Source organism: Amycolatopsis sp. NPDC114503 (assembly GCF_055633655.1).
This window is the reverse complement of the sequence record NZ_JBVKDT010000014.1, coordinates 107,851-130,023: the sequence shown is the minus strand read 5'-3', so window position 1 is coordinate 130,023 and position 22,173 is coordinate 107,851. Positions and strand designations below refer to the sequence as shown.

At 70.7% G+C, this 22,173-nt stretch carries 27 protein-coding genes and 1 pseudogene; 10 read left to right on the top strand and 18 right to left on the bottom strand.

Annotated elements, in window-relative coordinates; genetic code table 11:
• Positions 1–20 precede the first annotated feature (20 nt).
• From ppk2 to ACZ7OI_RS40765, 5 genes are all read right to left on the bottom strand, one after another.
• Positions 21–875, bottom strand: a complete 855-nt coding sequence (gene ppk2 / locus ACZ7OI_RS40785; protein ID WP_470269472.1) for a polyphosphate kinase 2 — start codon at positions 873–875, stop codon at positions 21–23.
• A gap of 5 nt (positions 876–880) precedes the next feature.
• A complete protein-coding gene (locus ACZ7OI_RS40780; RefSeq protein WP_470269471.1) occupies positions 881–1,519 on the bottom strand; it encodes a CBS domain-containing protein in 639 nt (212 codons plus the stop codon).
• A gap of 123 nt (positions 1,520–1,642) precedes the next feature.
• A complete protein-coding gene (locus tag ACZ7OI_RS40775) occupies positions 1,643–2,044 on the bottom strand; it encodes a DUF6010 family protein (protein WP_470269470.1) in 402 nt (133 codons plus the stop codon).
• Between the two features lie 124 nt (positions 2,045–2,168).
• Positions 2,169–3,047, bottom strand: a complete 879-nt coding sequence (locus tag ACZ7OI_RS40770; RefSeq protein WP_470269469.1) for a universal stress protein — start codon at positions 3,045–3,047, stop codon at positions 2,169–2,171.
• Entirely contained in the window at positions 3,047–4,057 is a 1,011-nt protein-coding gene (locus ACZ7OI_RS40765) for an Acg family FMN-binding oxidoreductase (protein ID WP_470269468.1), read from the bottom strand. Before ACZ7OI_RS40765 ends, ACZ7OI_RS40770 begins: the two co-directional genes overlap by 1 nt.
• Before the next feature lie 428 nt (positions 4,058–4,485).
• On the opposite strand from ACZ7OI_RS40765, the gene ACZ7OI_RS40760 reads away from it, so the two are divergent.
• Both ACZ7OI_RS40760 and ACZ7OI_RS40755 read left to right on the top strand, forming a co-directional pair.
• Positions 4,486–5,082 (top strand): hypothetical protein, encoded by a 597-nt coding sequence (locus ACZ7OI_RS40760; RefSeq protein ID WP_470269467.1) that lies wholly within the window; start codon positions 4,486–4,488, stop codon positions 5,080–5,082.
• A gap of 58 nt (positions 5,083–5,140) precedes the next feature.
• Entirely contained in the window at positions 5,141–6,178 is a 1,038-nt protein-coding gene (locus ACZ7OI_RS40755; RefSeq protein ID WP_470269466.1) for a zinc-dependent alcohol dehydrogenase family protein, read from the top strand.
• A gap of 170 nt (positions 6,179–6,348) precedes the next feature.
• On the opposite strand, the gene ACZ7OI_RS40750 is transcribed toward ACZ7OI_RS40755, so the two are convergent.
• From ACZ7OI_RS40750 to ACZ7OI_RS40720, 7 genes are all read right to left on the bottom strand, one after another.
• Positions 6,349–6,783: a BON domain-containing protein gene (locus ACZ7OI_RS40750; protein WP_470269465.1), complete on the bottom strand. Its 435-nt coding sequence runs from the start codon at positions 6,781–6,783 to the stop codon at positions 6,349–6,351.
• Between the two features lie 21 nt (positions 6,784–6,804).
• Entirely contained in the window at positions 6,805–7,041 is a 237-nt protein-coding gene (locus tag ACZ7OI_RS40745; RefSeq protein WP_470269464.1) for a CBS domain-containing protein, read from the bottom strand.
• Between the two features lie 10 nt (positions 7,042–7,051).
• Positions 7,052–7,558, bottom strand: a complete 507-nt coding sequence (locus ACZ7OI_RS40740; RefSeq protein WP_470269463.1) for a universal stress protein — start codon at positions 7,556–7,558, stop codon at positions 7,052–7,054.
• Positions 7,559–7,690: 132 nt separating this feature from the next.
• On the bottom strand, positions 7,691–8,329 hold the full coding sequence (locus ACZ7OI_RS40735) for a hypothetical protein (RefSeq protein WP_470269462.1): 639 nt from the start codon (positions 8,327–8,329) through the stop codon (positions 7,691–7,693).
• Complete coding sequence (locus ACZ7OI_RS40730) at positions 8,326–8,736, bottom strand: hypothetical protein (protein ID WP_470269461.1); 411 nt, start codon at positions 8,734–8,736, stop codon at positions 8,326–8,328. The genes ACZ7OI_RS40735 and ACZ7OI_RS40730 overlap by 4 nt, the downstream gene beginning before the upstream one ends.
• Entirely contained in the window at positions 8,702–9,826 is a 1,125-nt protein-coding gene (locus tag ACZ7OI_RS40725; protein WP_470269460.1) for an acetate/propionate family kinase, read from the bottom strand. Before ACZ7OI_RS40725 ends, ACZ7OI_RS40730 begins: the two co-directional genes overlap by 35 nt.
• Positions 9,827–9,844: 18 nt before the next feature.
• Positions 9,845–10,285, bottom strand: a complete 441-nt coding sequence (locus ACZ7OI_RS40720) for an acetate--CoA ligase family protein (RefSeq protein WP_470269459.1) — start codon at positions 10,283–10,285, stop codon at positions 9,845–9,847.
• Between the two features lie 599 nt (positions 10,286–10,884).
• Here ACZ7OI_RS40720 and ACZ7OI_RS40715 point away from each other — a divergent pair.
• From ACZ7OI_RS40715 to ACZ7OI_RS40700, 4 genes are all read left to right on the top strand, one after another.
• Positions 10,885–11,325, top strand: coding sequence for a DUF6292 family protein (locus ACZ7OI_RS40715; RefSeq protein WP_470269458.1), 441 nt, complete (start codon positions 10,885–10,887; stop codon positions 11,323–11,325).
• 467 nt (positions 11,326–11,792) lie between these two features.
• On the top strand, positions 11,793–12,197 hold the full coding sequence (locus ACZ7OI_RS40710) for a DUF302 domain-containing protein (protein ID WP_470269457.1): 405 nt from the start codon (positions 11,793–11,795) through the stop codon (positions 12,195–12,197).
• Positions 12,194–12,778, top strand: coding sequence for a mycothiol-dependent nitroreductase Rv2466c family protein (locus ACZ7OI_RS40705; protein WP_470269456.1), 585 nt, complete (start codon positions 12,194–12,196; stop codon positions 12,776–12,778). The genes ACZ7OI_RS40710 and ACZ7OI_RS40705 overlap by 4 nt, the downstream gene beginning before the upstream one ends.
• Before the next feature lie 225 nt (positions 12,779–13,003).
• Positions 13,004–13,273 (top strand): metal-sensitive transcriptional regulator, encoded by a 270-nt coding sequence (locus ACZ7OI_RS40700; RefSeq protein ID WP_470269455.1) that lies wholly within the window; start codon positions 13,004–13,006, stop codon positions 13,271–13,273.
• Between the two features lie 19 nt (positions 13,274–13,292).
• On the opposite strand, the gene ACZ7OI_RS40695 is transcribed toward ACZ7OI_RS40700, so the two are convergent.
• Both ACZ7OI_RS40695 and ACZ7OI_RS40690 read right to left on the bottom strand, forming a co-directional pair.
• Positions 13,293–13,823, bottom strand: coding sequence for a hypothetical protein (locus ACZ7OI_RS40695; RefSeq protein WP_470269577.1), 531 nt, complete (start codon positions 13,821–13,823; stop codon positions 13,293–13,295).
• A gap of 98 nt (positions 13,824–13,921) precedes the next feature.
• A complete protein-coding gene (locus ACZ7OI_RS40690; RefSeq protein WP_470269576.1) occupies positions 13,922–14,494 on the bottom strand; it encodes a TetR/AcrR family transcriptional regulator in 573 nt (190 codons plus the stop codon).
• A 431-nt stretch (positions 14,495–14,925) separates the two neighbouring features.
• On the opposite strand from ACZ7OI_RS40690, the gene ACZ7OI_RS40685 reads away from it, so the two are divergent.
• The 4 genes and pseudogenes from ACZ7OI_RS40685 to ACZ7OI_RS40670 all read left to right on the top strand — a co-directional run bounded on the left by ACZ7OI_RS40685 (position 14,926) and on the right by ACZ7OI_RS40670 (position 16,859).
• Positions 14,926–15,168 (top strand): hypothetical protein, encoded by a 243-nt coding sequence (locus ACZ7OI_RS40685; RefSeq protein ID WP_470269454.1) that lies wholly within the window; start codon positions 14,926–14,928, stop codon positions 15,166–15,168.
• A 163-nt stretch (positions 15,169–15,331) separates the two neighbouring features.
• Positions 15,332–16,159 (top strand): annotated as a pseudogene (locus ACZ7OI_RS40680) (molybdopterin-dependent oxidoreductase); the annotation flags it as partial.
• Positions 16,160–16,205: 46 nt separating this feature from the next.
• Complete coding sequence (locus ACZ7OI_RS40675; protein WP_470269453.1) at positions 16,206–16,550, top strand: nitrate or nitrite transporter; 345 nt, start codon at positions 16,206–16,208, stop codon at positions 16,548–16,550.
• A gap of 102 nt (positions 16,551–16,652) precedes the next feature.
• Positions 16,653–16,859, top strand: coding sequence for a hypothetical protein (locus ACZ7OI_RS40670; RefSeq protein WP_470269452.1), 207 nt, complete (start codon positions 16,653–16,655; stop codon positions 16,857–16,859).
• 2 nt (positions 16,860–16,861) lie between these two features.
• Here the strand turns inward: ACZ7OI_RS40670 and ACZ7OI_RS40665 are convergent, their stop codons facing one another.
• Genes ACZ7OI_RS40665 through ACZ7OI_RS40650 form a run of 4 tightly spaced genes read right to left on the bottom strand, consistent with a single transcriptional unit; the run spans position 16,862 to position 22,084 of the window.
• A complete protein-coding gene (locus ACZ7OI_RS40665; protein ID WP_470269451.1) occupies positions 16,862–18,022 on the bottom strand; it encodes a serine hydrolase domain-containing protein in 1,161 nt (386 codons plus the stop codon).
• Positions 18,019–19,308, bottom strand: a complete 1,290-nt coding sequence (locus tag ACZ7OI_RS40660) for an MFS transporter (protein ID WP_470269450.1) — start codon at positions 19,306–19,308, stop codon at positions 18,019–18,021. Before ACZ7OI_RS40660 ends, ACZ7OI_RS40665 begins: the two co-directional genes overlap by 4 nt.
• Before the next feature lie 29 nt (positions 19,309–19,337).
• The gene (locus ACZ7OI_RS40655; RefSeq protein WP_470269449.1) at positions 19,338–20,528 is read right to left on the bottom strand and encodes an acyl-CoA dehydrogenase family protein; all 1,191 of its coding nucleotides are present in this window, start codon (positions 20,526–20,528) and stop codon (positions 19,338–19,340) included.
• Positions 20,529–20,539: 11 nt separating this feature from the next.
• Entirely contained in the window at positions 20,540–22,084 is a 1,545-nt protein-coding gene (locus ACZ7OI_RS40650) for an acyl-CoA synthetase (RefSeq protein ID WP_470269448.1), read from the bottom strand.
• Positions 22,085–22,173 lie beyond the last annotated feature (89 nt).

Below are 22,173 nucleotides of genomic sequence, written 5' to 3'. Positions count from 1 at the left end.
CTCGCCGGGGCCGGTGCGGGTCAGAGCCCGAAGTCCCTTCCCCCGGGGACGAAAGCGGGATGTTGTTTCCGCAGAGTCGCCGCGTGGTCGGGCACCTCGCGCAGCAAGCGCCGGTCGGTCCGCGCGTAGCCGGAATCGCGGGAGCGGGGCGGCAGTTTGACCGGCGGAGGCGGGACCTCCCGGTACGGCACGCTCGCCAGCAGGTGCGCGATCATGTTGAGCCTGCCGCGCCGCTTCTCGTCGCCGTCCACCGCGTACCACGGGGAATCCGGGGTGTCGGTGTGCACAAACATGTCGTCCTTGGCGCGCGAGTAGTCGTCCCATCTCGACACCGATTCGAGGTCCACTGTGGACAGTTTCCAGCGGCGGAGCGGGTCCTCGATCCGCGCGCGGAACCGGCGTTCCTGCTCGTCCCGGCTCACGGAGAACCAGTACTTGCGCAGCAACAGCCCGTCTTCGACCAGCAGGCGCTCGAAGATCGGGCACTGCCGCAGGAATCTCTGGTACTGCTCGGGAGTGCAGAACCCGAGCACCCGCTCGACGCCCGCGCGGTTGTACCAGCTGCGGTCGAACAGCACGATCTCCCCGGCCGCGGGCAGCTGCGCGACGTACCGCTGGAAGTACCACTGTGTGGCCTCCCGGTCGGTGGGCCGGGGCAGCGCGGCGATCCGCACCACGCGCGGGTTGAGGTGCTCGGTGAAGCGCTTGACCGCGCTCCCCTTGCCCGCCGCGTCGCGTCCCTCGAAGACCACGACGAGCCGGGCTCCTTCGTGGCGCACCCATTCCTGCAGTTTCACCAGTTCGATCTGGAGGCGGGCAAGCTCCGCCTCGTAGACCGCCCGGGGCAGCCGGGCCGCCCCGCGTTTCGCCGCCACCAGCGTCAGGCGACGTCGTCCCACACGTAGTCGAGGCCGTTGCAGACCGCGACCACGCCGGGGACGGCTTCGATCAGCCGGGTGACCGGAGCGATCTCGCTGCGGCGCTCGACGCGGCCGGCGACGGTGACCACTCCGGCGTGCACCATGGCGCGCGCCCGGTCCGGGCCGAGGTTCAGCGTCTCGTACAGGACGCCGGTCACCACGTCGCGTTCGATCTCGGGGTCCGGACGGGTCAGCGCGCGCAGTACGTCGCGCCGGGCGACGACTCCCGCCGGGCGACCGTCTCGCACGACGAACAATCGCCGCAGTCCGGTTTTCTCCAGCTTGGCCGCCGCCGCGGACACTGTGTCGTCCGCCGCGATCGTGACGACCGGAGCCGTCATCACCTCGCGCGCGCTCCGCCCCTCGGCTTTCCGGGCTTCTCTGCGGTGCCACCACCGGAACTGGCCGCCCTGCACCATCGGCAGCAAGTCCTTTTCGGACACCACGCCGACGAGGGCGCCGACGTGGTCGACGACCGCGACCGCGCTGATCCCTTCCCTGGCCAGCATCGCGGCGACTTCTTTCACCGGCGTCTCGGCCCGCACGCAGACCGGGCGGGCCGTCATGACCTCGGAAACCGGTGTCGTGATCGTTTTCATCGTTCCTCCGTGAGGTCCGCGTGTTCCCTGTGCTGCCTCGAAACTAGACAGGGGGACCGCCCCGGCACGCCGGTCCGGAGTCATCGGCGCGAAGGACCAATGTCCTCGGTGACACAAACGACGTCAGACCCGTACGGAGACCAGTCTCGCGCGAACGTCCTTCACCGACATTCCTCCGGTGAAGCACCAGATGGCGATCACCGGGTCGCAGATCGCACAGCCCAGCGACGAAGTGTGCGCGAACGGGAGAATCGGCGCGCCCTTGAGGTGGTGCACCACGTCAAGGGCCGTGTGCAGGAGCCAGGCGAGCCCGATGAACGCCCAGGATTTCAGGCCGCGCCAAGCGCAATAGGTCACCGCCGCGGTGAAGATCAGTTCCACGGGGCCGACAGCGCCGCTGCTCAGGTACGCGGCCCCGGCGCCCGCGACCATGATCGCGTTGAAACTGCGGCGGTGCGGCTCGGCGAGGAAGGAGTTGAGCAGCGTGTAGACAATGCCGATCAGAACGGCGGAAACGATGATCACAATCCGACGTTAAGGCGGCGGGCACGCGTGCGTAACCGGCCCGAGAGCCAATTTCCGCCGGGTTCTCGCCAACGGCGCTCCGCCCTGGGGACAAACCGGCGGACGACGGACATCGGCGCCGTGTTCACCAGTCGGCCGCGGCTGTGGCACCGGCCCGGACGACCAGCACCGGACATCCCGCGTGGTGCAGCAGCGCGTGGCTCGTCGAGCCGAGCACCATGCCGGTGAACCCGCCCCGGCCGCGGCTGCCCAGCACCACCAGCGAGGCCCGCGCGCTCCACTCAAGCAACCGGTCGCGCGGCCGGTCCTGTTCGACGACCTGCTCGACGCGCACGCCCGGGTACAGCGAGCCGTAGCCGGCCAGTCGTTGCGCCAGCAGCCGATGCTCGGCTTCCCTTGCCTCGAAGGGGAAATCGCGGTCGCCGAACAGCCGGGTGCGGTCGGCGTCGAGCCAGGCGTGCAGAGCGACCAGCTGCACACCGTGGACCGCGGCCTCCTCGAACGCGCAGGCGATCGCCGCGTCGCTGAGCAGGCTTCCGTCGACGCCGACGACAACCGGGCCTTCGGCGCGGACCGTGCCCCGGACGACGACCACCGGACAGTGCGCGTGCGCGGCGAGGTCGATGTCCGGGGATCCCGCGAGAAGCCCGGACAGCGTGCCGGCCGGCGCGCCCAGCACCAGCATCCGCGCTTTCGCCGAGGCTTCCCGCAGCGCGACCTCCGGGCCGGCCGGACTCGTCTCGGCGGCGATCCGGACGCGCGGCTCGGCCTCCTCGAGCTCCGCCCGGACTGCTTGCAGCAGCTCCTCCGCCGCGGTTTCCTTCGCCTCCAGCCAGTGCGCGGGCGGATACCGTCCGCCCGCGAAGCTGCCGTCCGCGAGCCCGAACGCCACCAGCACGGTCAGCGGGACGTTTCGCAAGACCGCCTCGCGCGCCGCCCACCGTGCGGCCGCCGCCGCGGACTCGCTCCCGTCGACGCCGACCAGGACCGGCCTCGTGTTCATCATCGCTCCCGCCACTTCGCACCGAGCACCTCGGCGACACCGCGACGCAGGCTCGACGGCGTCACCCTGGTCGACCGCCCCAGCCGCAGCAGCGCTTGCGGGAATCCGGCGAGCTGGTAGTCCTCGCACAGCGCCGAGCGCACCTCGGGCACTCGCAGCGGCTGCGTCAGCACCGCACCCGCCAGGCCGAGGGTGACCCCCTCGAGCCAGCTGCGCTCCAATGCGTAGCCGGCGCGGATGTGGTCGACGCGCGCGTCGTCGGCCGTCGTGAACAGCAGCACCGTTTCGGCCTCCAGCCGTTCCCGCAGCAGGACCGGGCCGGGCACGACCGTCGCGCGGCGCACCAGTCCCGCCCACGGCAGTTCGCCGGGCGGCAGGGCGGAAAACCGGATTCCCGCTCCGTGCCGGTGCGCGGTCTCGTCCCGGATCGTCCAGAACGCGATTTCGCGCTGGTAGGCGTCGTCGTCCTGGAGGGCCCGGGCGGCGTGCTCGAAGAGCTTCGCCAGCCGGTCCATTTCGCCCATCCGGGTCGCCTCGACCCCGGTCGTCACCGCGGCCTGGAGAACCCGCGCGGTCTGCGCGGTGCCGACCGGCAGGCCGGTGAACGCTCCGCGGTGGCTGCGCCGCACCATGATCGCCCCGTAGCGCTGCAGGTCCTGGTCGGTCGGCGGCAACGGCTCCGCCGCGTCGACCCGGGCGACGACGTCCGGCTGCTCCGGGCACGGCAGCACGGTCACCTCGGCCCGGCGGCCGAGGACCCGCACGGCCAGCTCCAGATTCGCCAGCGCCGTCCCGCAGGAGATCGCCAGATCGCGGCGGCGGGGATCGTGGTGCGGCAGCGAGACGTCGGTGCGCTCGCGCAACAGGATCGCGCCGTCGACGAGCTCGACCCGCCAAGGCTGGGTGTTGTGCACCGAGGGCGCGCGCAGGACTGAGCGGCCCAGCACCTCCGCTTCGGCGAGCGTCCACTCGCCGGACCGGCGGACGGACGCAGTGGCTGTCTTCTCCATCGCGGTCACTCCTGTCGTTCCGGACAAGAGAAGCCAACCGCGCCGGGCCCCTTCCGCGCTCCGGCCGCAAGCCACCGGATGGAGGGACCAACGTCACCGGTGCTCCCGGCTGTCTCCGCCGCGACCGTCCACAGTGCTGCCCGCAGCGGGCCGCCAGCATCTCGCGAAACGGCCGCAAATCCGCCGCCCGGCCAGTGGACCCGGACAGCAGTCCTCCGCGCCCGTGGCTTCCCACGACGAGCAGTCGCGCCCCGCCCAGCCAGATCCGGCAGCTGCTCTCAGCCCGGGCTGTCCCCCGTCGCACGTCGACGCCGGGGGACTTCTCCGCGACGGTCCGCGCCCAACGGCCCGTCCGGCGGGGACTTTCGGCTCCAGAGCCGCCGTCGCCCGGCGGATCAGACTCGGGCCAGAGACGAATGGAGGTCCCCATGTCCGTCAAATCCCAGCACGGCACACCCCCGGCCAGCCGGATTCCCGCCAGCCACAACGAAACGGACGCGCAGCCGCCTTGGGCAAGCTACGGAGCCCGGTCGCTCGCCGTCCTGCGGATCGCCGCCGGGGTGCTGTTCCTGTGGTCCTTCGCCGACAAACTGTTCGGCCTCGGCTACTCCACGCCCGCCGCCGGAGCCTGGCTCCACGGCGGCTCGCCCACCAACGGATTCCTGAGCAAGGTCGACGCCGGCCCGTTCGCGCCGATGTTCCACGCGTGGGCCGGAACCTGGTGGGCCGACTGGCTGTTCATGCTGAGCCTGCTCGGCATCGGGCTGGCGCTCGTCGTCGGAGCCGGGCTGCGGATCGCCGCGGTTTCCGGCACCGTGCTGCTGCTTCTCATGTGGGCCGCGGAATGGCCGCCCGCCCGCACCACCGGCGCGGGAGCGCCCACGCATTCGACCAACCCGATCCTCGACTACCACCTGGTCTACGCCCTCGTCCTGATCGCGCTCGCCGCGGCGTGCGCCGGGAACACCTGGGGCATCGGCCGCCGCTGGGCCGCCTTCGTCGGCGACCGGACCTGGCTGCGCTGAACCGTTTCCGGGCGTCCGCCGTCGCGGCGGACGCCCGCAGTCCCGCGAAGGAGCGACTGTGAAGGCACTCGTGTACGACGGTCCCGGACGCCGGTCCTGGACCGACCGCCCGGACCCGGAAATCCTCGCGCCGACCGACGCGATCGTCCGGATCGACGCCGTCACCATCTGCGGCACCGACCTGCACATCCTGAAAGGCGACGTCCCCGAGGTCGAACGCGGCCGGGTCCTCGGCCACGAAGCGGTCGGCACCATCGTGCGCACCGGCGACGCGGTCGGCTCGGTCAAGCCGGGCGACCGCGTGCTCGTGTCGTGCATCAGTGCGTGCGGCCGCTGCGAATACTGCCGCCGCGGCAGCTACGGCCAATGCCTGGGCGGAGGCGGCTGGATCCTCGGCCACCTCGTCGACGGCGTACAGGCGGAGTTCGCGCGAGTCCCGTTCGCCGACACCTCCGTCTACCGGCTGCCGTCGTCGGTGAGCGACGAAGCGGCGTTGTTGCTGGCCGACATCCTCCCGACGTCCTACGAGGTCGGAGTCCGCAATGGACAGGTCGGCCCCGGCGACGTCGTGGCGATCGTCGGCGCGGGCCCGATCGGCCTCGCGGCGATCACCGCCGCCCGGCTCTACAGCCCGTCGTCGATCATCGTGATCGACAAGGAATCCGCCCGGCTAGCAGCAGCCAAAGCGGCCGGCGCCGACGTGACTGTCCAGCCGTCGGAAGCGGAAGTCGCGGTGCGCGAAGCGGGCGGCGGGCTCGGTGCGGATGTGGCTGTCGAAGCGGTCGGAGTCCCGGAGACTTTCGAACTGTGCACGGAACTCGTCCGCCCCGGCGGCCGGGTCGCGAACATCGGCGTGCACGGCAAACCGGCGATGCTGCATCTCGAACTGCTCTGGATCCGGAACGTCACGATCACCACCGGTCTCGTCGACACCACCAGCACGCCCATGCTGCTGCGGATGCTCGCCAGCGGCCGCCTCGACGTGAGCCGGATGGTCACGCACCGGTTCGGGCTGCAGGAGATGGACGAGGCGTATGACGTTTTCGCGCATCCGCAGGACAGCGGCGCGTTGAAGGTGGCGCTGTTCCGCGAGTGAGCTGAGTTCGTCAAGGGCTCCTTGGTTGTTGGTGCGGCTTGGGTTACCGAGCGCCGGCGGCCGAGGAGTCCTCGCACGTGCTCCCAACACCGCTCCAGCGAAGGTCCGTGAGGGGAACCTTGAGGGAATCTGATTCCCTCAAGGTTCCCCTCACGGACCTTCGCGCCGACTCACGGACGATGGATCGACCGGTCCGGGAACAACCCGCCCGCCGCGGGCGCCCCCGGCCGGAGGTCGCGGTCGTCCAGCTCCGCCCGCAGATGCTCCTTTACTTCCACCACTCCGTCGACCCGGCCGACGAGAGCCGTGAGCACCGGGATCATGCTGGCGCGCTCAACAGCCCCGTCCAGCGACACCACCCCGTCGTACACCGAGACGTACAGGGTGGACGGGTCGACGCACATCTCCTGTTTCAAGACCTCCTCGCGCACTTCCTCGCGAATGTCGTTGTCCAGACGCAAATACGCCCGCACGAGGTCCGCCCGGGCGACGATCCCGGCCAGCGTGCCGTCGGTTTCGAGCACCGGCAGCCGGTGCTTCTCCATCAGCTGAGCCGCTCGCAGGACGTCGTCGTCCACGCCCACCGTGACAGCCGGTGCCGTCATCAAGTCACTCGCGAAGAGCGCTTAGGCCTTGTGCCTGCCGTGTCGTGCCTTCGGTCCGATGCCGTGGTGCTCGACGTCCCGCTCCAGCAGGTCGCCGCTCGAAACCACTCCGAGCACCTGGTCGTCCTTGTCGACGACCGGCACCCCGCCGACGCCGCGTTCTTCCAGCAGCGCGGCGACAGCTTTGAACGACGTGCCCGGCGCGACCCGTACGACGTCGGTCGTCATCACCGCGCGGATCCGGCGTGTCCTCTTCATTTTCCGCTCCTCACAGCAGGGGACCGGGGTAGTACGCGCCCGCGGTTTCGGCTTCCGGCAACGGTTCCCGTTCTTCCGCCGACCGGGCCGGGACGATCACCACTGGGCAGCGCGCGTGGCGGAGGCAGTACTCGGAGACCGAGCCGACCAGCATGCGCAGCACCCGGCTGTGCCCGTGGCTGCCCAGCGCCAGCATCGCCGCCTCTGCCGACGCGCGGACCAGTGCCGGGCCGGGCGCGCCGTCGATCGTGCCGCTGCGCACCCGCACCCCTTCGGCCTCGGCCCGCGCCTCGTCCAGCACGTGGTCCAGTTCGTGCTGGTACCGGGACGCGATTTCGTCCGGCGAACGGGTGACGGCCGATTCCAGGTCGGCGAGCGGGTCGAACGTCCAGGCCCGCAACGCCACCACGGTCCGGCCGCTGGTCTTCGCCTCCGCCAGCGCCCAGCAGACCGCCGCGGCGCTGCCCGCCGATCCGTCGACGCCTACGACGATTTCCTGTTCATTCGCTGTGGTCATGGTTTTCTCCTCCGCACACAGTTCGGCGCTCAACTCGCCTTTTCCAGCAGGACGCGGCGTTCGGCCGCGTCCGGGTCGACCGAGACCGCTGTGATCCCCGCGCGCGCGATGTTCGGCGGACGCCGGATCCCCTCAGCTCTCGAACACCAGAAGGACCGCCTGCGGCACCCTGCCCTGGCCCCCGGGACGCACCTCAGTCGTCAACCCGCGGACCGCGGCGGCGACCCGCAGCGAATGGACCGCCGCGCCGACCAGCACGCGGTCGACGCCGCTCGCGCCGTCGGCGACCACATCGAGGCCCCGACCGCCCGCGTGCCGCGAGACCCGGGTGCGCGGCCAGGGGTTCTCCTCCGCCAGTTCCGCGAGCACGACCGGATTGTCGACCGGATTGTCGACCGGCACCGCGCGCACTCGCGGCGGTCCGGCGACCGCGCGCAAGGCGAGGTACCGGTCCCAGTCGCTCGCGGTCGCGGGGTCGTCCGCTCCGGGGGTCACCGCCGCGACCACGTCCGGGCGGCCCGGGTCGTCCGGGAACGACAGCACCGGGCGGATTCCCAGTCCCCGCAGCACGATCCAGGCGGCGGACAGCGCGGTGCCGCATCCGGCGAGGACGTGCCGTCCGCCGGGATCGTGCCGGAGGCGGCCGACGCGGGCGATCGCCAGCTCGCCGGTCCGGGTCTCGACCACGAAGCGGCGCACGTCCAACCGGGCCAGCGCGTCCACGAGCACCGCCCGCGCGCAGCGGTCCCAGGAGAAAGCGACGTCGGTCATCCGGTCGCTCCCGCGGGCTCCGGCCTCGGCCTCGGGATCGTCGGCGCTGCCCGGCAGGTCGCCAGCACTGTCTCGGCATTGGTCACGGTGACCCGGTCCGCGAGCCCGGCGGGCGTCGCCACCGGCAATCCCGGCTCCGGCGGGACGAGCGCCACCGGGACCTGTTTCCGCAGCGCGCACACGACCCCGAACTCACGCGCCGTGATCTCGTCCCCGGCGCCGCGGACGTCCACCGCGAGCACCGGCGGGTCGGCGCGGTCGTCGAGCGGGCACGAGGAGCCCGGCACGAGGGCGCGGCAGATCCCTTCCCGCGAGTGGCACCGGCTGACCCGGCACCCGTTGTCCCGCAACGGCCCGTTCAGCGCGTCGCAGTCACCGAACTTCGCTTCGGTCAGCAGTACGTGCACGATGCACCTCGTTTCCCAGATCGGCGAGCACGGTTTCCGCGCCGCGGGCGAGTTCCAGGTCTTCCCTGGCGCGGACCACGAGCACCGGCGCGGCCGAGCCGGACGCGCTGATCACCCGGTCCGCGTCCGACTGTCCGGGTTCTTCGACCCGCACCCCCAGGACCCCGAGGCCGCGAGCGACCTCGGCGACCGTTTCCGGCTGGTATTGCGCGACCCCGCCGGTGAACACCAGCGCGTCGAGCCGGTCGAGGCTGACCGCCGCCGCGCCGATTTCCCGGCGGAGCCGGTGGACGTAGACCTCGACCGCCAGCGCGGCGTCGGCGTTCCCGGCCGCGGCGGCCGCCCGCACCTCTCCGAGGTCCCCGCTGGTTCCGCTCATCCCGGCGAGCCCGGACCGCAGGCACAGCTCGTCGGCCAGCTCGTCGGGTCCCATCGGCGCGGTTTTCATGACGTGCAGCAGCAATCCCGGGTCGATCGAACCGGACCGGGTCGCCATCGCGGGCCCTTCCAGCGGGGTGAACCCCATCGACGTGTCCACGCTCCGCCCGCGCCGCACCGCGGTCACCGACACCCCGGCCCCGACGTGTGCGCAGACCAGCTGCAGCTCATCGACCGGCCGCCGCAGCAGTTCCGCGGTGCGGCGCACCGCGTACGCCACGGACAAACCGTGGAAACCGTAACGGCGCAACCGGTTCTGCCGGGTCCATTCGCGCGGCAGCGGATAGTGCGCGGCCGCCTCGGGCAGCTCCGCGTGGAACGCGGTGTCGAAGCAGGCCACCACCGGCACGCCGGGCAGCAGGTCCCGGACCTGCCTGGCGACCTCCAGCGACAGCGGCTGGTGGATCGGAGCCAGCGGAACTAGCCGGTCGAGGTTCGCTATCACCCGGTCGGTCATCAGAACCGGCGTCTTCTGCGCGCCGCCGTGGACGAACCGCACCGCCACCGCGTCCGGCCAAGGCCAGCGCTCCACGGCATCGGCGACGGCGCGGGACAATCCGTTCTGCCAGGCCGCCCAGCCGACCGCGGCGCCGTCGTGCACGACCGCCGCCTTCAGGCTGGAGGACCCGGGGTTCAAGGTCAGGATTCGCACTGGCTTCTCCTCGCTCGGTCAGCCGGACAGCTTGCGCAGGTACGGATCGGCGGGCTTCCGGCGCTCCAGCCGGACCCGGACGTCGAGCGCGGCGCAGCCGTCCGCCCGCGCGGACACCGGATTCAGGTCCAGTTCCGCCAGCTCCGGCACGAGCGTCGCCAGCCGGCCGGTCTTCAGCAGCAGTTCGCGCACCGCGGCCCGGTCGATGCCGGACGCCCACAGCGCCCCGGCCGAGCGCGGGCCGTCGAGCAACAGGTCCGCGTCCGGTCCGGTGAGCGGGGCGAGCCGCGCGGCGCGGTCGGCCACCAGATCGGTGTCGACTCCGCCCAGCCCGAACACCACCAGCGGGCCGAACACCGGGTCCGATCGCACGCCGACGAGCAGCTCGCGGCCCGGGCCGTACCCGGAGACGCGGCGACGGGCGTTCTCCTCGGTCAGAGCCTTTTCCTTCTCGTCCATCGCGCACCTCCTGCGGCCGGGACCCGCTCGTTCCGGAGCCGACGCTAAGACGGCGCGACCCGCGGTCGCTGCGGGCGGACGTCCGTGGCGCCGGAGTCTTTGGTCCCGCTCCCGAGAGGCGCAGCGGCCGGCGGCATAGTCACAAGGCTCGGACACCGCGTGCCCGGCGGGTCAGCACCGCGTACAGCCCGTATCGCGTCGCGCGCAGATCGTCGACCTGAGCCGCCCTGGGCCCCCGACGACGGCTCGCCGCCAGGCTGCGCGGAGAAGAACGTCACCGCCGCGAAGACCAGCAGCGGCGATCCGCTCGTCACCACACTGCTGCCGTATCCGCCGATCCTGCTGACCTTCGGCCTGCCCGCCGCTCAGGTCTCTGTCCACAACGGGCGGAGCCGGGGACCTTCGGCCCTTTTCCGGCGTCCGCCCGAGGCGCAGCCTTGAGACGGGCAGCCGGGCACCGCTGTCGGCCCGACCGTCGCGAACCGGCGGCCGGGCCGACAGCGGGAAGGCCGCGTTCCGGGCACGGGCGAACTCCGCCCGCCGGAACCCGCCGGCACCGAGGAACCCGCCGTGCCACGCGGTAGCAGAAACGAGAATCGATGAGCGTCCAGCAAGTGACCACCGACTGCGAATACCGCCTGCTCTGCGGAATGAGCGCCTATCTCGAAGCGGTGAGCGTCGCGGCCGGCGTCGGCCCGGAGTCCACCACGATGGATCTCGACTCGCCGATGTCGGCCTACCTCGCGCTCGACGGGCAGCTCTCCGTCCATCCCGGCCGCGACACGGCGCTGGTCTGGGACGAACGCCACGGCTGGTCGTTCACCATCGAAACCCATTCCGGCGAAGACCTGCTCGTGGTGGCCTATCTCGGCGGCGAGCTGGTGCCGCCCCCTTCCCGGGTCCGGGAATTCGTCCGCGCGGTCCGCTCGCGGGCCCGGCGCACGCCACCGCCCGCGCCGCCGGATCTGAACCGCGGGCGGGCCGACCTCATCGCCCGCCTTCTCGACTACCGGACTCCGCGAGCTCTGTTCGGCCAGTGACGAATCCCCCGTCTCGTACGACGGTCGGCGTCGTGCGGGCGGTTCGTCCTGTGCTCGGCCTCGCTGTGCAAGCCGGCCGCCAGTAGCCGGAGTCATGCTCCGGCATCGGGCTCTCGCGGTGGTCGCCGGGCCGCAGCAGCCACGTTTCTTCGGGCCGTTTCGATCGCGCCACAGAGGCGCTCCTGCGCCCCTTGGAGAAATCCAGGTCGGGAACGAGCTTCAGGACCGCGTTGTCCGGGCAAACGCCGAAACAGCTGGCGCACGACGAGCAGCAACGTGCCTCGTAAAACGCCGTCGGCTGGTCGAGCCCACCGGTCGCCTCGTCGAAGGTCAAAGTCCGCGAGCCGTTTTCCAACCGCAGCCGTGCGGCAAGGCCGGGCACCGCCCTGCTTCGCAATCCAATAATACCCCCGGGGGCATAGCCAATGCCCCCGGGGGTATCGTGGACCGCGAGGGAAGGAGCAACCATGCAGCTGAGCTTGTCCCGCACCTACCGAGACGCGGGTTTCGACGACGTCATGGCCAAGACCCGCACCGAACTCGGCGCCGCCGGTTTCGGCGTGCTGACCGAGATCGATGTGCAGGCGACCATGCGCGAGAAGCTCGACGAGAGGATGGAGCGCTACACCATCCTGGGCGCGTGCAATCCCCCGCTGGCCCACCGCGCGCTGACGGCGACCCGCGAAATCGGATTGCTGTTGCCCTGCAACGTGGTGGTCCGCGAAAACGGAGCCGAGGGCACGATCGTCGAGGCGATCAATCCCGCCGTCATGGCCGAGGTCGCGCCCGAGGCGGGCGTCGCCGAGGTCGCCGCGGAAGCCGCCGAGCGGCTCGGCTCCGCACTCGACGCGCTCGACCGGGAGCTGGCATGACCGGCGTGGTGCTCTACGGGGACCCGGTCTGCCCGTTCGCCTGGCTCGCGTACCGCTGGCTCGACGGCACGGGCGCGGAATTCTCCGTGCGGCCGATGAGCCTCGCTGTGCTCAACGAGGGAAAAACGGTTCCGGAGGAGCACCGCCAGCGGGTCGAGGACTCGCTGCACGCGGGCCGGGTCCGCGCCGCGATCGAAGACCCGGCCGCGGCCGCCCGGTTCCACGTCGCGCTCGGCCGTCGCATTCACGAGCAGCGGCAACCGTTGGACAGCGCACTGCTCCGTGCGGCCTTGCGCGACGCCGAATTGCCGGAAGACCTTGCGGACCAAGCGAATTCCGCCGAAACAGACCCGGCCGTGCACCGCGCGCACCAGGCGAGCCAGGACGCACTCGGCGAAACCGGCGGCAGCCCGATCACCGAGATCGACGGCCGAGCCTTCTTCGGTCCAGTGCTCACCGAACTGCCCGCCCCAGCCGAAGGACGCGCTTTGTTCGACGCCCTCCGCGCGACTGCCGCGGTCCCGGCATTCGCCGAACTCCGCCGCCCGCGCGCCGGCGCGCCGACGATCCCGGAAGGATGACCATGTGCCGTCCCGTCTCGTGCCGCACGTGCGGCAAAACCACCTGGGCCGGCTGCGGTCAGCACGTCGATCAGGTCAAAGCGGCCGTTCCCGCCGATCAGTGGTGTCCCGGACATCCCGCCGAACCGCGGCCGCCGCGCTCGTGGCCGTGGCGCAAGCGCGGTGCCTGAGCACATACCCGCCGGGGTATTGTCGAAATCACCCGCCAGCCAGGAAGAGGGCACCATGATCGGCGACCAGGACACCGTCACCCAGGTCCGCAACCGGCTCCGCCGCGCGCAGGGCCAGCTCGCCGGCGTCATCGCGATGATCGACGAAGGCCGCGACTGCAAGGACGTCGTCACCCAGCTCGCCGCGGTCTCGCGCGCTCTCGACCGGGCCGGGTTCAAGATCATCGCCAGCGGCCTGCGCGAATGCGTCTCCGCCGACGGCGAAGGCAACGAAACCGCCATGACCGAGGAGCAGCTGGAGAAGCTCTTCCTCACGCTCGCCTGAACCGAAGATCTCGACGGCGTCATCGGCCGAGGCGGATCGCCGAGACCAAGAAGAAAATCCCGCCCAGCACCGCGTAGCCAGCCACGGTGGCCAGCGACGGGTTCGGCGCGCCAGCGCTGAGAATGAAGTTCGCCCCGGCCAGCACCGAGATGCCGCCGCTGAGGATCATCGGCCACTGGCCGCCCATCCCCCGCCTGCCGATCGCCACGATCAGCTGGACAAGACCGGCCACGACAGCCCACGCACCCCAAACCCGCAGCACCGTCGGGACTCCGGACGCGCTGGCGATCGCGAGGCCGATCCCCGCCAGCAGGCTGATCGCGATGTTCACGTACAACCCCGGGGCACGGGACGAGCGCGCGTCCACGACCGCGGCGGCGACGTCGAACAACGGATACGCGACGACCAGGACGACCCCGAGCGGGCCGACGTGCGTCTTGGCCGTGAGGAACAGCAGCGCGGCCCAGACGATCGCGAAGGCGAACCGCACGAAGTACAGCCGGCGCAACGCCGGAGCGGTCCCGGCGGGCGAGTCAACGATGGTCACGATGATCCTTCCGAAAGCTAAGAGAGATAGAACGTTCGTTCTCCTTGAAGCTTGTCGGCAGATCCTGGGTACCGTCAACGCCAACCGGTCTTTCGGAAGTGTTACGGACGCTCCGCGGAGCCGAGGCGGAACCGCAGGATGCCCTCGACGCCCTGGAGGAACGTGTCGCCCGTCTGGGCCGAGTCGGTCAGACAGCCCGACGCCATCGCACCGTCGCGCAGCATGACGAAATGCCGTGCGGCGGGCTCCGGAGGGGTCTCGCCGATCTGTGCGAGCAAGTCCGTGACCGTGCGGAGAAACCACTCGCGGTGCGCCAGGACCGCTTGGTGCACGGGATGCCCGGGGTCCGGATACTCCGCCGCCGCGTTGAGAAACGCGCAACCGCGGAAATGCGCCGACTGGATGCTCTCGGCGATCAATCCGGCGATGGCGCGCAGGGCGTCGTCCGCGGGCGGATTGTCCGCGAGGATTTTGCCGATTCCGTCGCGCTCCATCTCGGAAACGCCCTGCAGATACGCGACAACGAGGTCTTCCTTGCCGGGGAAATGCCGGTACAGCGTGGCCCGGGTCACCTTCGCCTCCGCCACGATCCGGTCGATCCCCACCGAATGGAGGCCTTCGGCGTAGAAGATCCGGGTGGCCGTCGCGAGCAGCCTCGACCGCGCTTCGGACACCTGACCTCGAACCTTCTGCACCACAACGGTAACGCTAGCAGAGACAACGGACACCGACTCCGGCCTCGACGCGGTCCTTCGTCCTCTCCGTCGAGGTCATTGCGCCCTGCCGTCGAACGACAGCAGGAAGAAGAATCAAAGGTGCGAGAGCCGCCAGCGGGCCACCCCGACGAATGGGCAGCGGCGCTCTCGCCTCGAGCGGTGGCGGCGGCAAGGGGCTCTTCCCCTCGCCCCCGGCCCCTCCGCTGCCGCCGCTTCCCGCCGAAGACGCCGTCACGGCCGACCGTTTCGCTTGCGCCGCAGCAACTCGGTCCTCTCGAGTCCCGGGCGAAAGACCCGGGCATCCCGGCCGTACGGCTCTGCTCGCACCGCACTGGCAAGCGGCATCGTTCAAGCATCAACCCGCTGTTTCCTCCGGGGAGGAGGACGACATGAATCGTCGCACCCGAAATCCAGGACCTGCCCGGCCGGGCGGATTCCCGGCCGGACTGCCTGTACGCGCGCACGGCGGCCAATTCGAAGGCAGGTCGGGGATTGTCGTCGACCGCTCGCCCGATCTGCGCCCTGGCTCGGTCTGGGTGGAATTCACGCCAGGCCAGGCCCGGCTGGTGCCCGGCTACCGGCTCGAGCTCGACGAGGTCCCGGACTGCCGGGTGCTCGACCTCGGCGCCTAGCCCGGGAACGGCCCCGCCGCAGAGGCCGAAGGTCACTTCGACCCGTGACGTCCGCCCGGTGAACGAGCCGCCCCGTTCGCCGAAGCTGGGTGGCGTACGGCCGGCACCAGGGTGGTGTCGCAGCGGGACAGTCCCGCCGAGCCGACCGCCCGAAGGAGTCGCCTTGCCCACTCGACCAGTGCCGGCCAACGACCGCGTCCCCGGGCACGGCCCGCTGCTCGGGGTGCGGCGGCTGCTGACCAAGGAGACCGTCGGCGACCACGGGCGCACCCTGCACCAGATCGACGCGAACGCGTGGGAGTCGTTCTACCGCGACCGGTGGAGCTACGACCGTGTTGTGCGTTCGACGCACGGGGTGAACTGCACCGGTTCCTGCTCGTGGAACGTCTTCGTCAAGGACGGCCTGATCACCTGGGAGCATCAGGCGACCGACTACCCGGGCACCGGGCCGGACAGTCCCGACTACGAGCCGCGCGGCTGTCCCCGGGGCGCTTCGTTCTCCTGGTACGAGTACTCGCCCTCGCGAATGCGCCATCCGTACGTGCGCGGGTCGCTGCTCACCATGTTCCGGGCCGGGCTGAAGCGGTTCGGCGACCCGGTCGCGGCCTGGGCGGACATCGTCGAGGACCCGCGCAAAGCCAAGGCGTACAAGGGACAGCGCGGCCGCGGCGGGTTCGTCCGCGCCACCTTCGACGAAGCGACGACGATGATCGCCGCCGCGCACGTCTACACCACCAAGACCTTCGGGCCCGACCGCGTGGTCGGGTTCTCGCCGATCCCGGCGATGTCGATGGCGTCCTTCGCCGCGGGCACCCGCTACCACGCGCTGCTCGGCGGCACGCTGCTGTCGTTCTACGACTGGTACGCCGACCTGCCGGTCGCCTCGCCGCAGGTGTGGGGCGACCAGACCGACGTGCCGGAGGCCGGCGACTGGTGGAATTCCACCTACCTGGTCATGTGGGGCTCCAACATCCCAGTCACCCGCACCCCCATCCGCTGCGCGGCCGCGACCGTCTCGGCGAAAGCTGTCCCGGCCAGTGGTGCAAGCGTTCAGCCCCGGCTTGATGCCGCTGGGCACGGTCGCGTTCCTGGCGATGGCCGCGGCCCTCGGGGCGGGCAGCGGCGCGGTGTTCGCGATGGTCGTCCCGGCGAACAAGGTCGGTTCGGTGACCGGAGTCGTCGGAGCCGCGGGCGGCCTGCGCGGCTTCATACCGCCGCTGGTGATGGGAGCGCTCTACGCCGGCCTCGGCTCATACGCGCTCGGTCTGGCGGCACTGGCGCTGGTCGCCGCCCCGGCTCTCGCGTTCACCGCGACGGTGGCGAAACGCTCGCTGCGGCAGCACTTCCGTACGGAGAAGGCCGGTGCGGCTGCCAGGCCCTGACCGCGATCGCGCAACTGACCCGGGAGCACGACGAAGTGGTCGCGTTGATCAGCCGCGGGCGACGTCGCGGATCTGACCTGCCAGCACCGGCGCATCGAGCACGTGCTCGGCGAAGCCGCCGGCGGGACGCCGACCGACCCGGCGTGGCCCGCACGGCTGCTCGCCGCGCTGCAGCTGCTGCGCGAACACGTCCTCGCCGAGCAGGACGGGGTCTTCCCCGCCGCGTTCAGCCGGCTCGACCCGGCACAGTGGGAGACCGTCGATGCGGTCCGCCGGTCCTCCACTGTCGACTCCCGGAGCGCGACCTAGCGCTACCCGGCCAGATGGTCGCCGATCTGGGCGAAGACCGCTTCGAGCGGCGGCACCGGGACCGACGGCGACATCACATGGGATCCGTAGTGCGCTATCACCAGCTCGCGCCCCGGACTGACCTGCAGCCGCTGGCCGTGGATGCCCCGCGCGCCGAACGTGCCGTGGCCGTCATCGGGAACCCACCAGAAATTGTGGTACCCGATCGGCCGCGCGGCACCGGTCGGCAAGGCGCGCTGAGCAGGCCCTGGCGGCACGTTGGTCAAGTCCGCGACCACGCGTTCCGGCACGATCTGGTCCTCGCCGATCGCCCCGCCACGACGGAGCATCTCCCCTACCCGGGCAAGGTCGCGAAGGGTCGCGCTGTAGCGGCCGCAGGCGATCTCCGTGCCGGTGGGATCCAGGCAGTAGGCGCCGTCCTCGTCCGCGCCGAGCCGGGACCAGACCCGTTCGCTCCACAACTCGGCGAGGCTGAGGCCGGTGACCCGGCGAAGGGCTTCCGCGACGGCCTCGGTGTTTCCGTTGTCGTAGCGGAATTCGGTTCCCGGCGGTGCGACAGCCTGCGCGGTGGCGAGGTGTTCTTTCACGCTGGTGGGGCCGGTATAGCCCACGGGACGGGGCACGATGCCGACGGCGGCGAAATACCGTTGCGCTTCAAGGGGTTTGCAGAACGGCCGCCCGCCGTAGTCCATTACGGTGCCCATGTGCAGCAGGTGCTGGATCGTGGCGTCGCCGAACGCGGTGCCAGCGAGTTCGGGCGCGTAGTGGGCCAGCGACCGGTCGGCGTCGAGCGCGCCTTCATCGATGAGGAGCGCCGCGAGCAGCCCGGTCCACGACTTCGCGACCGACGCGGACAAATGGACGTCGTGCGGCCGCATGCCGTGGAAGTACCGCTCGTACACGATCTTTCCCTGGTGCGCCACCAGGATCGCGTCGGTTTCCGCGCTGGCCAGGAACTCGGTCAAGGTGACCTTCGATGCCCCGACAAGCAGGCCGTCGAGGTCTCGGGGCTCCTCGGGCAGGTCCCAGCGCGGCCCCGCGCCGCGCCACACCCGGCGGGTCGGGCCGGTTTCCCTGGCACGGGTCATGCCGAGCCGGACGAACGCCGGGTCGACGTAGCCGCGACTCCAGTAAGCATTGTCCACTGTGTACGGAGTGGTCACGGTTTCTCCTTGGCTACGGCGAATGTCGCGATGCGACGGGCGTCGCTTTCTGGGCGGACGAAGAACAGCGCGGCCAGGCCGCCCGCAATCATCAGGACTCCGGGAATCGCGAAGGCGGTGGCGAACCCGGCGGCCGGTCCGTCGGCGGCCTCGACGAGCCGGCCGGTGACATACGGCGCGAGCAGCCCGGCAATGGTGACCAGCGCGACGCTGACCGACAGCACCGCGCCGCGTTGTGCGGGAGGGCTGATCTCGCTGTTGACCGTCTGGCCGTTGGCGAAGGTGACGCCGTGGAAGCTAAACGCCACCGCGATCAGGACGATCCGCAGCGCAGGCTGTGTCACGGTCGGCAGCAGCACCATCGCCAAACCGGCCAGGATCAGCACACAACCACCGAGGACGCCGCGGGCGATCCGGCTGGGCACGCCCAGATGCAGCAGCCACTGGGTGATCGCGCCGTGCGCGAAGGTCAGGATCAGCCCGGCCAGCCAGGGAATCGTCGCGATCGCGGCGGCCTCGCCGGTGCTGTACCCCAGCGCGGTTTCCAGATAGGACGGCAACCAGGCGACCATCAGCGTGGAAGTCCAGTACGCGCCGAACGCGCCCGTGAAACCGCCGAGCCACGTTCCGGAGAGCAGGATCCGCCGGTACGGCGCCCGGCTGGCCGGGACCGGAGCCGCCCCGGCCGGGGCGCGGTCCACCGGACCGTCGCGGCCGATCGCCAGCCACAGCGCGCACCACACGCAGCCCGCCAGGAACATGGCCAGGAACGCCGCCCGCCAGCCGAAGTGCACGATCACCACGGTGAGCAGCGGGGTCGCGATCGCCCCGCCCAGCGCACCCCCGCCGACGATCAGCGCGCTCGGAATGTTGCGCTTGGCGTTGGGAAACCAGCTGTGCGCGGCGTGCAGCGCCATGGGCTGCGCCGGTCCTTCGGCCGCACCGAGCACGATCCGGCTCGCCAGGAGCAGCCCGATCCCGCCGGCGGCGACGACGGAAACCTGCGTCACCGCCCAGACCAGCGCGAGCACCAGCAGGATCCAGCGCGTCGAAATCCGGCTCGACGCGAGGCCGACCGCCAGCGCGCACACGCTGAACAGGAAGAAGAACGAACTGGACAGCAAGCCGTACTGCGACGGGCTGAGCCCGAACTCGTGCATGATCGGGCGCGCGGCCAGGCCGAGGACGGTCTTGTCGCCGTAGTTGATCAGCATGAACAGCAGCAGCATGACGATCACCGACCAGCGGCGCAGCCAACTGCTCCCCGTGGCGCCGTCGGCCGGCACGGCAGACCGCGGCCGAATCCCGGCGGGCTTCACGCCCGCGTCCCGGACGGCTGGAGCAGCGCTTTGGCGATCCCGTTCTTCTGGATCTCCGACGACCCGGTGAGCACGCGGAACATCCGCAGGCGGCGGAAGAGCCACTCCACCTCGGCCCCGCGAACGAGCCCGGCCTTGCCGTGGATCTGCACCGCCTCGTCGGCGATGCGGAAGGCGTTCTCCGCCACGAACAGCTTGCACATGAACGCCTCCGTGCTCGGTGTGCTCCCGGAGTCCAATTCGGACAGTGCGTCGTAGGTCATGGCGCGGGCCGCGTAGTACGCGGTGGCCATGTCGGCGATCTTGTGCTGGATCGACTGCAGCGCCGCCAGCGGTCCGCCGAACACCTGGCGGGTGCGGGCGAATTCGATGGTGAGCTCCAGCGCGCGTCGCGCGTGGCCGAGCACCGTCGGGCAATGCAGCAGCCGGTTGGTGGTGACCCGGCCGAGCCCGATGCGCAGGCCGTCGCCGACCTGGCCGAGCAGCTGCCGCGGGCCGACGTAGCAGTCATCGAGGATGATGTCGGATTCGATGTGCTGGCCGGACATCGGAACCTCGCCGTCGGCGACGGTGCAGCCAGGCGAGTCCAGATCGACCAGGAACGCCGAGTAGCTCTCCTCCTCCCCCGCCATCCGGGCGACCAGCACGGAGAAATCGGCGATCGGGCCGGCCGAGGAGAACACCTTGTGCCCGCTGATCCGCCAGCCGTCGCCGTTCGGGGTCGCCGTGGTGCGCATGGCGCGGACGTCCGACCCGGCATTGGTCTCGGTCAGCGAGAAGCAGCACGCCCGTTCCCCGCGAACCACCGGCAGCAGGTATCGCTCGCGCTGGTCTTCGGTGGCCGTCGTGAAGATCGCGCCGGCGCGCAGCGGGCCGCCGAAGTCGCCGAGCACGCAGTGGTAGAGGATCCGGCCGGACGCGCCGACTTCCTCCTTGAGCGCGGCCAGCTCCGTGTAGGTCAGGTCGAGACCGCCGTACTCGCTGGGCAGGTGAACGCCGTAGAAACCCAGCTCCCGGCAGCGTTTCCACACCGGTTCCACCATCGACCGGGTCAACGGCGTCTCCGGGGTCAGCCCGAGAGCGGCCTCGTAGTCGACGAGTTCGCCGGACAGGTATTCGCGCAACCGGCCGACCAGCTCCGCCAGCCGCGGGTTGTCGTCGTAAGCCGGGGTGAGAGTGAAGGACATCCTGGGCCTCCTCAGTGGACTTTCCGGGCTTCGCCCGCCCAATACCGGTCCCGCACCGCGCGCCGGTCGATCTTGCCGTTGCGGTTCACCGGGAGTTCCTCGGCGAAATCGACCGAACGGGGTTTCTTGATGCGCGCCAACCGCTCCGCGCAGAATTCGATCAGTTCCTCGGCGGTGACCTCGGCCCGGCGGACGACGACCGCCTTCACCGCTTCGCCCCACTGCTCGTCGGGCACCCCCACCACACACGCCTCGGAAACGGCGGGATGCTCGTAGAGCACGGACTCCACTTCGGTGCAGAAGATGTTGTAGCCGCCGGAGATGATCATGTCCTTCTTGCGGTCCACAATGAACAGATAGCCGTCGGCGCGCAGGTAGCCGATGTCGCCGGTGTACACCCAGCCGTCGCGGAACGTCTCCGCGGACAGATCCGGTTCGTGCCAGTACTCGGTCACGCAGTCCGGCCCGCGCACCACCACCTCGCCGAGTTCTCCCGCAGGCACCGGCTGTCCTTCGTCGTCGACCACCCGGACCTCGGAATCGAACAACGGCCGCCCGGCCGAGGACAGCAGTTCCGCGTCCTCCTCGATCCCGCGCACCACGTCGTCGCAGGTCAGCACCGTGACCCCGCTGGTCGTCTCCCCCTGGCCGTACCCCTGCATCACGACCGGACCGAACACCGCCACCGCGTCGCGCAACCGCTGCGGCGACACCGGCGCACCGCCCACCCGCAGACAGCGAAGCGAGGACACATCCGCGGTGCGGACGGAGGGATGGGACAGCACCATGTTGAGCATCACCGGCACCAGGAACGTCGAGGTGATCCGTTCCTTCTCGACCGCCTCGAGAAACTCCACCGCACCGAACCGCGGCAGCACCACCGCGGTCGCGCCTCGCGAAAACGCTGCCAGCAAACCCATTCCGGTCGCGTGCGTGATCGGACCGGCCGCGAGGTACCGCTCCGAGGCGGACGGTGCGCCCTCCGGACTCATCAACCGCTTGCGCATGTTCGCCAGCCGGTTTCCGTTCGTCTGCACCGCGGCCTTGAGCTTCCCGGTGGACCCGGACGTGAAGTGCAGGACCGACGGATCGTCCGCGCCGACCTCGATCGCGACCGGTTCGGGCGACCCCGCGGCCAGCACCTCGGCGTAAGACCGGGCGTCCGGCGTGCGGCCGTCGTAGTCGATCAGCACGCACTCGAAACCGGACACCGCCTTCTGCGCCGCTTCGGCGTGCTCGGCGTCGACCAGCAGCACCCGGACGTCCGCGTCCGCCAGGATGTGCTCGACCTCGCCCGCGGACAGCCGGGCGCTGATCGGGACGCGCAGGAAACCGCCCTTGTAGCAAGCGATCTCGGTCTCCACGAGCTCCGCGCTGTTGCCGGAGAAGGTGGCCACCGCCCGCCCGGGCTCGACGCCGGACGCGAGCAGCGCGGACGCCAGCCGGTTCGTCCGCTCCTCCAGCTCGCGGTAGGTCCACCGCCGCTCGCCGCACACCAGCGCCTGCTGATCGGGCCAGAACGTGCTGGCACGGGTGACATAGCTGCCCAGGTTCACGCCGACTCCCTGTTTTCCGTCAGATTGACCAATGCTGGACACTGTGTCTACTAACGGTCGCAGTGTCAACAGTTCGCTACACTCGGGCC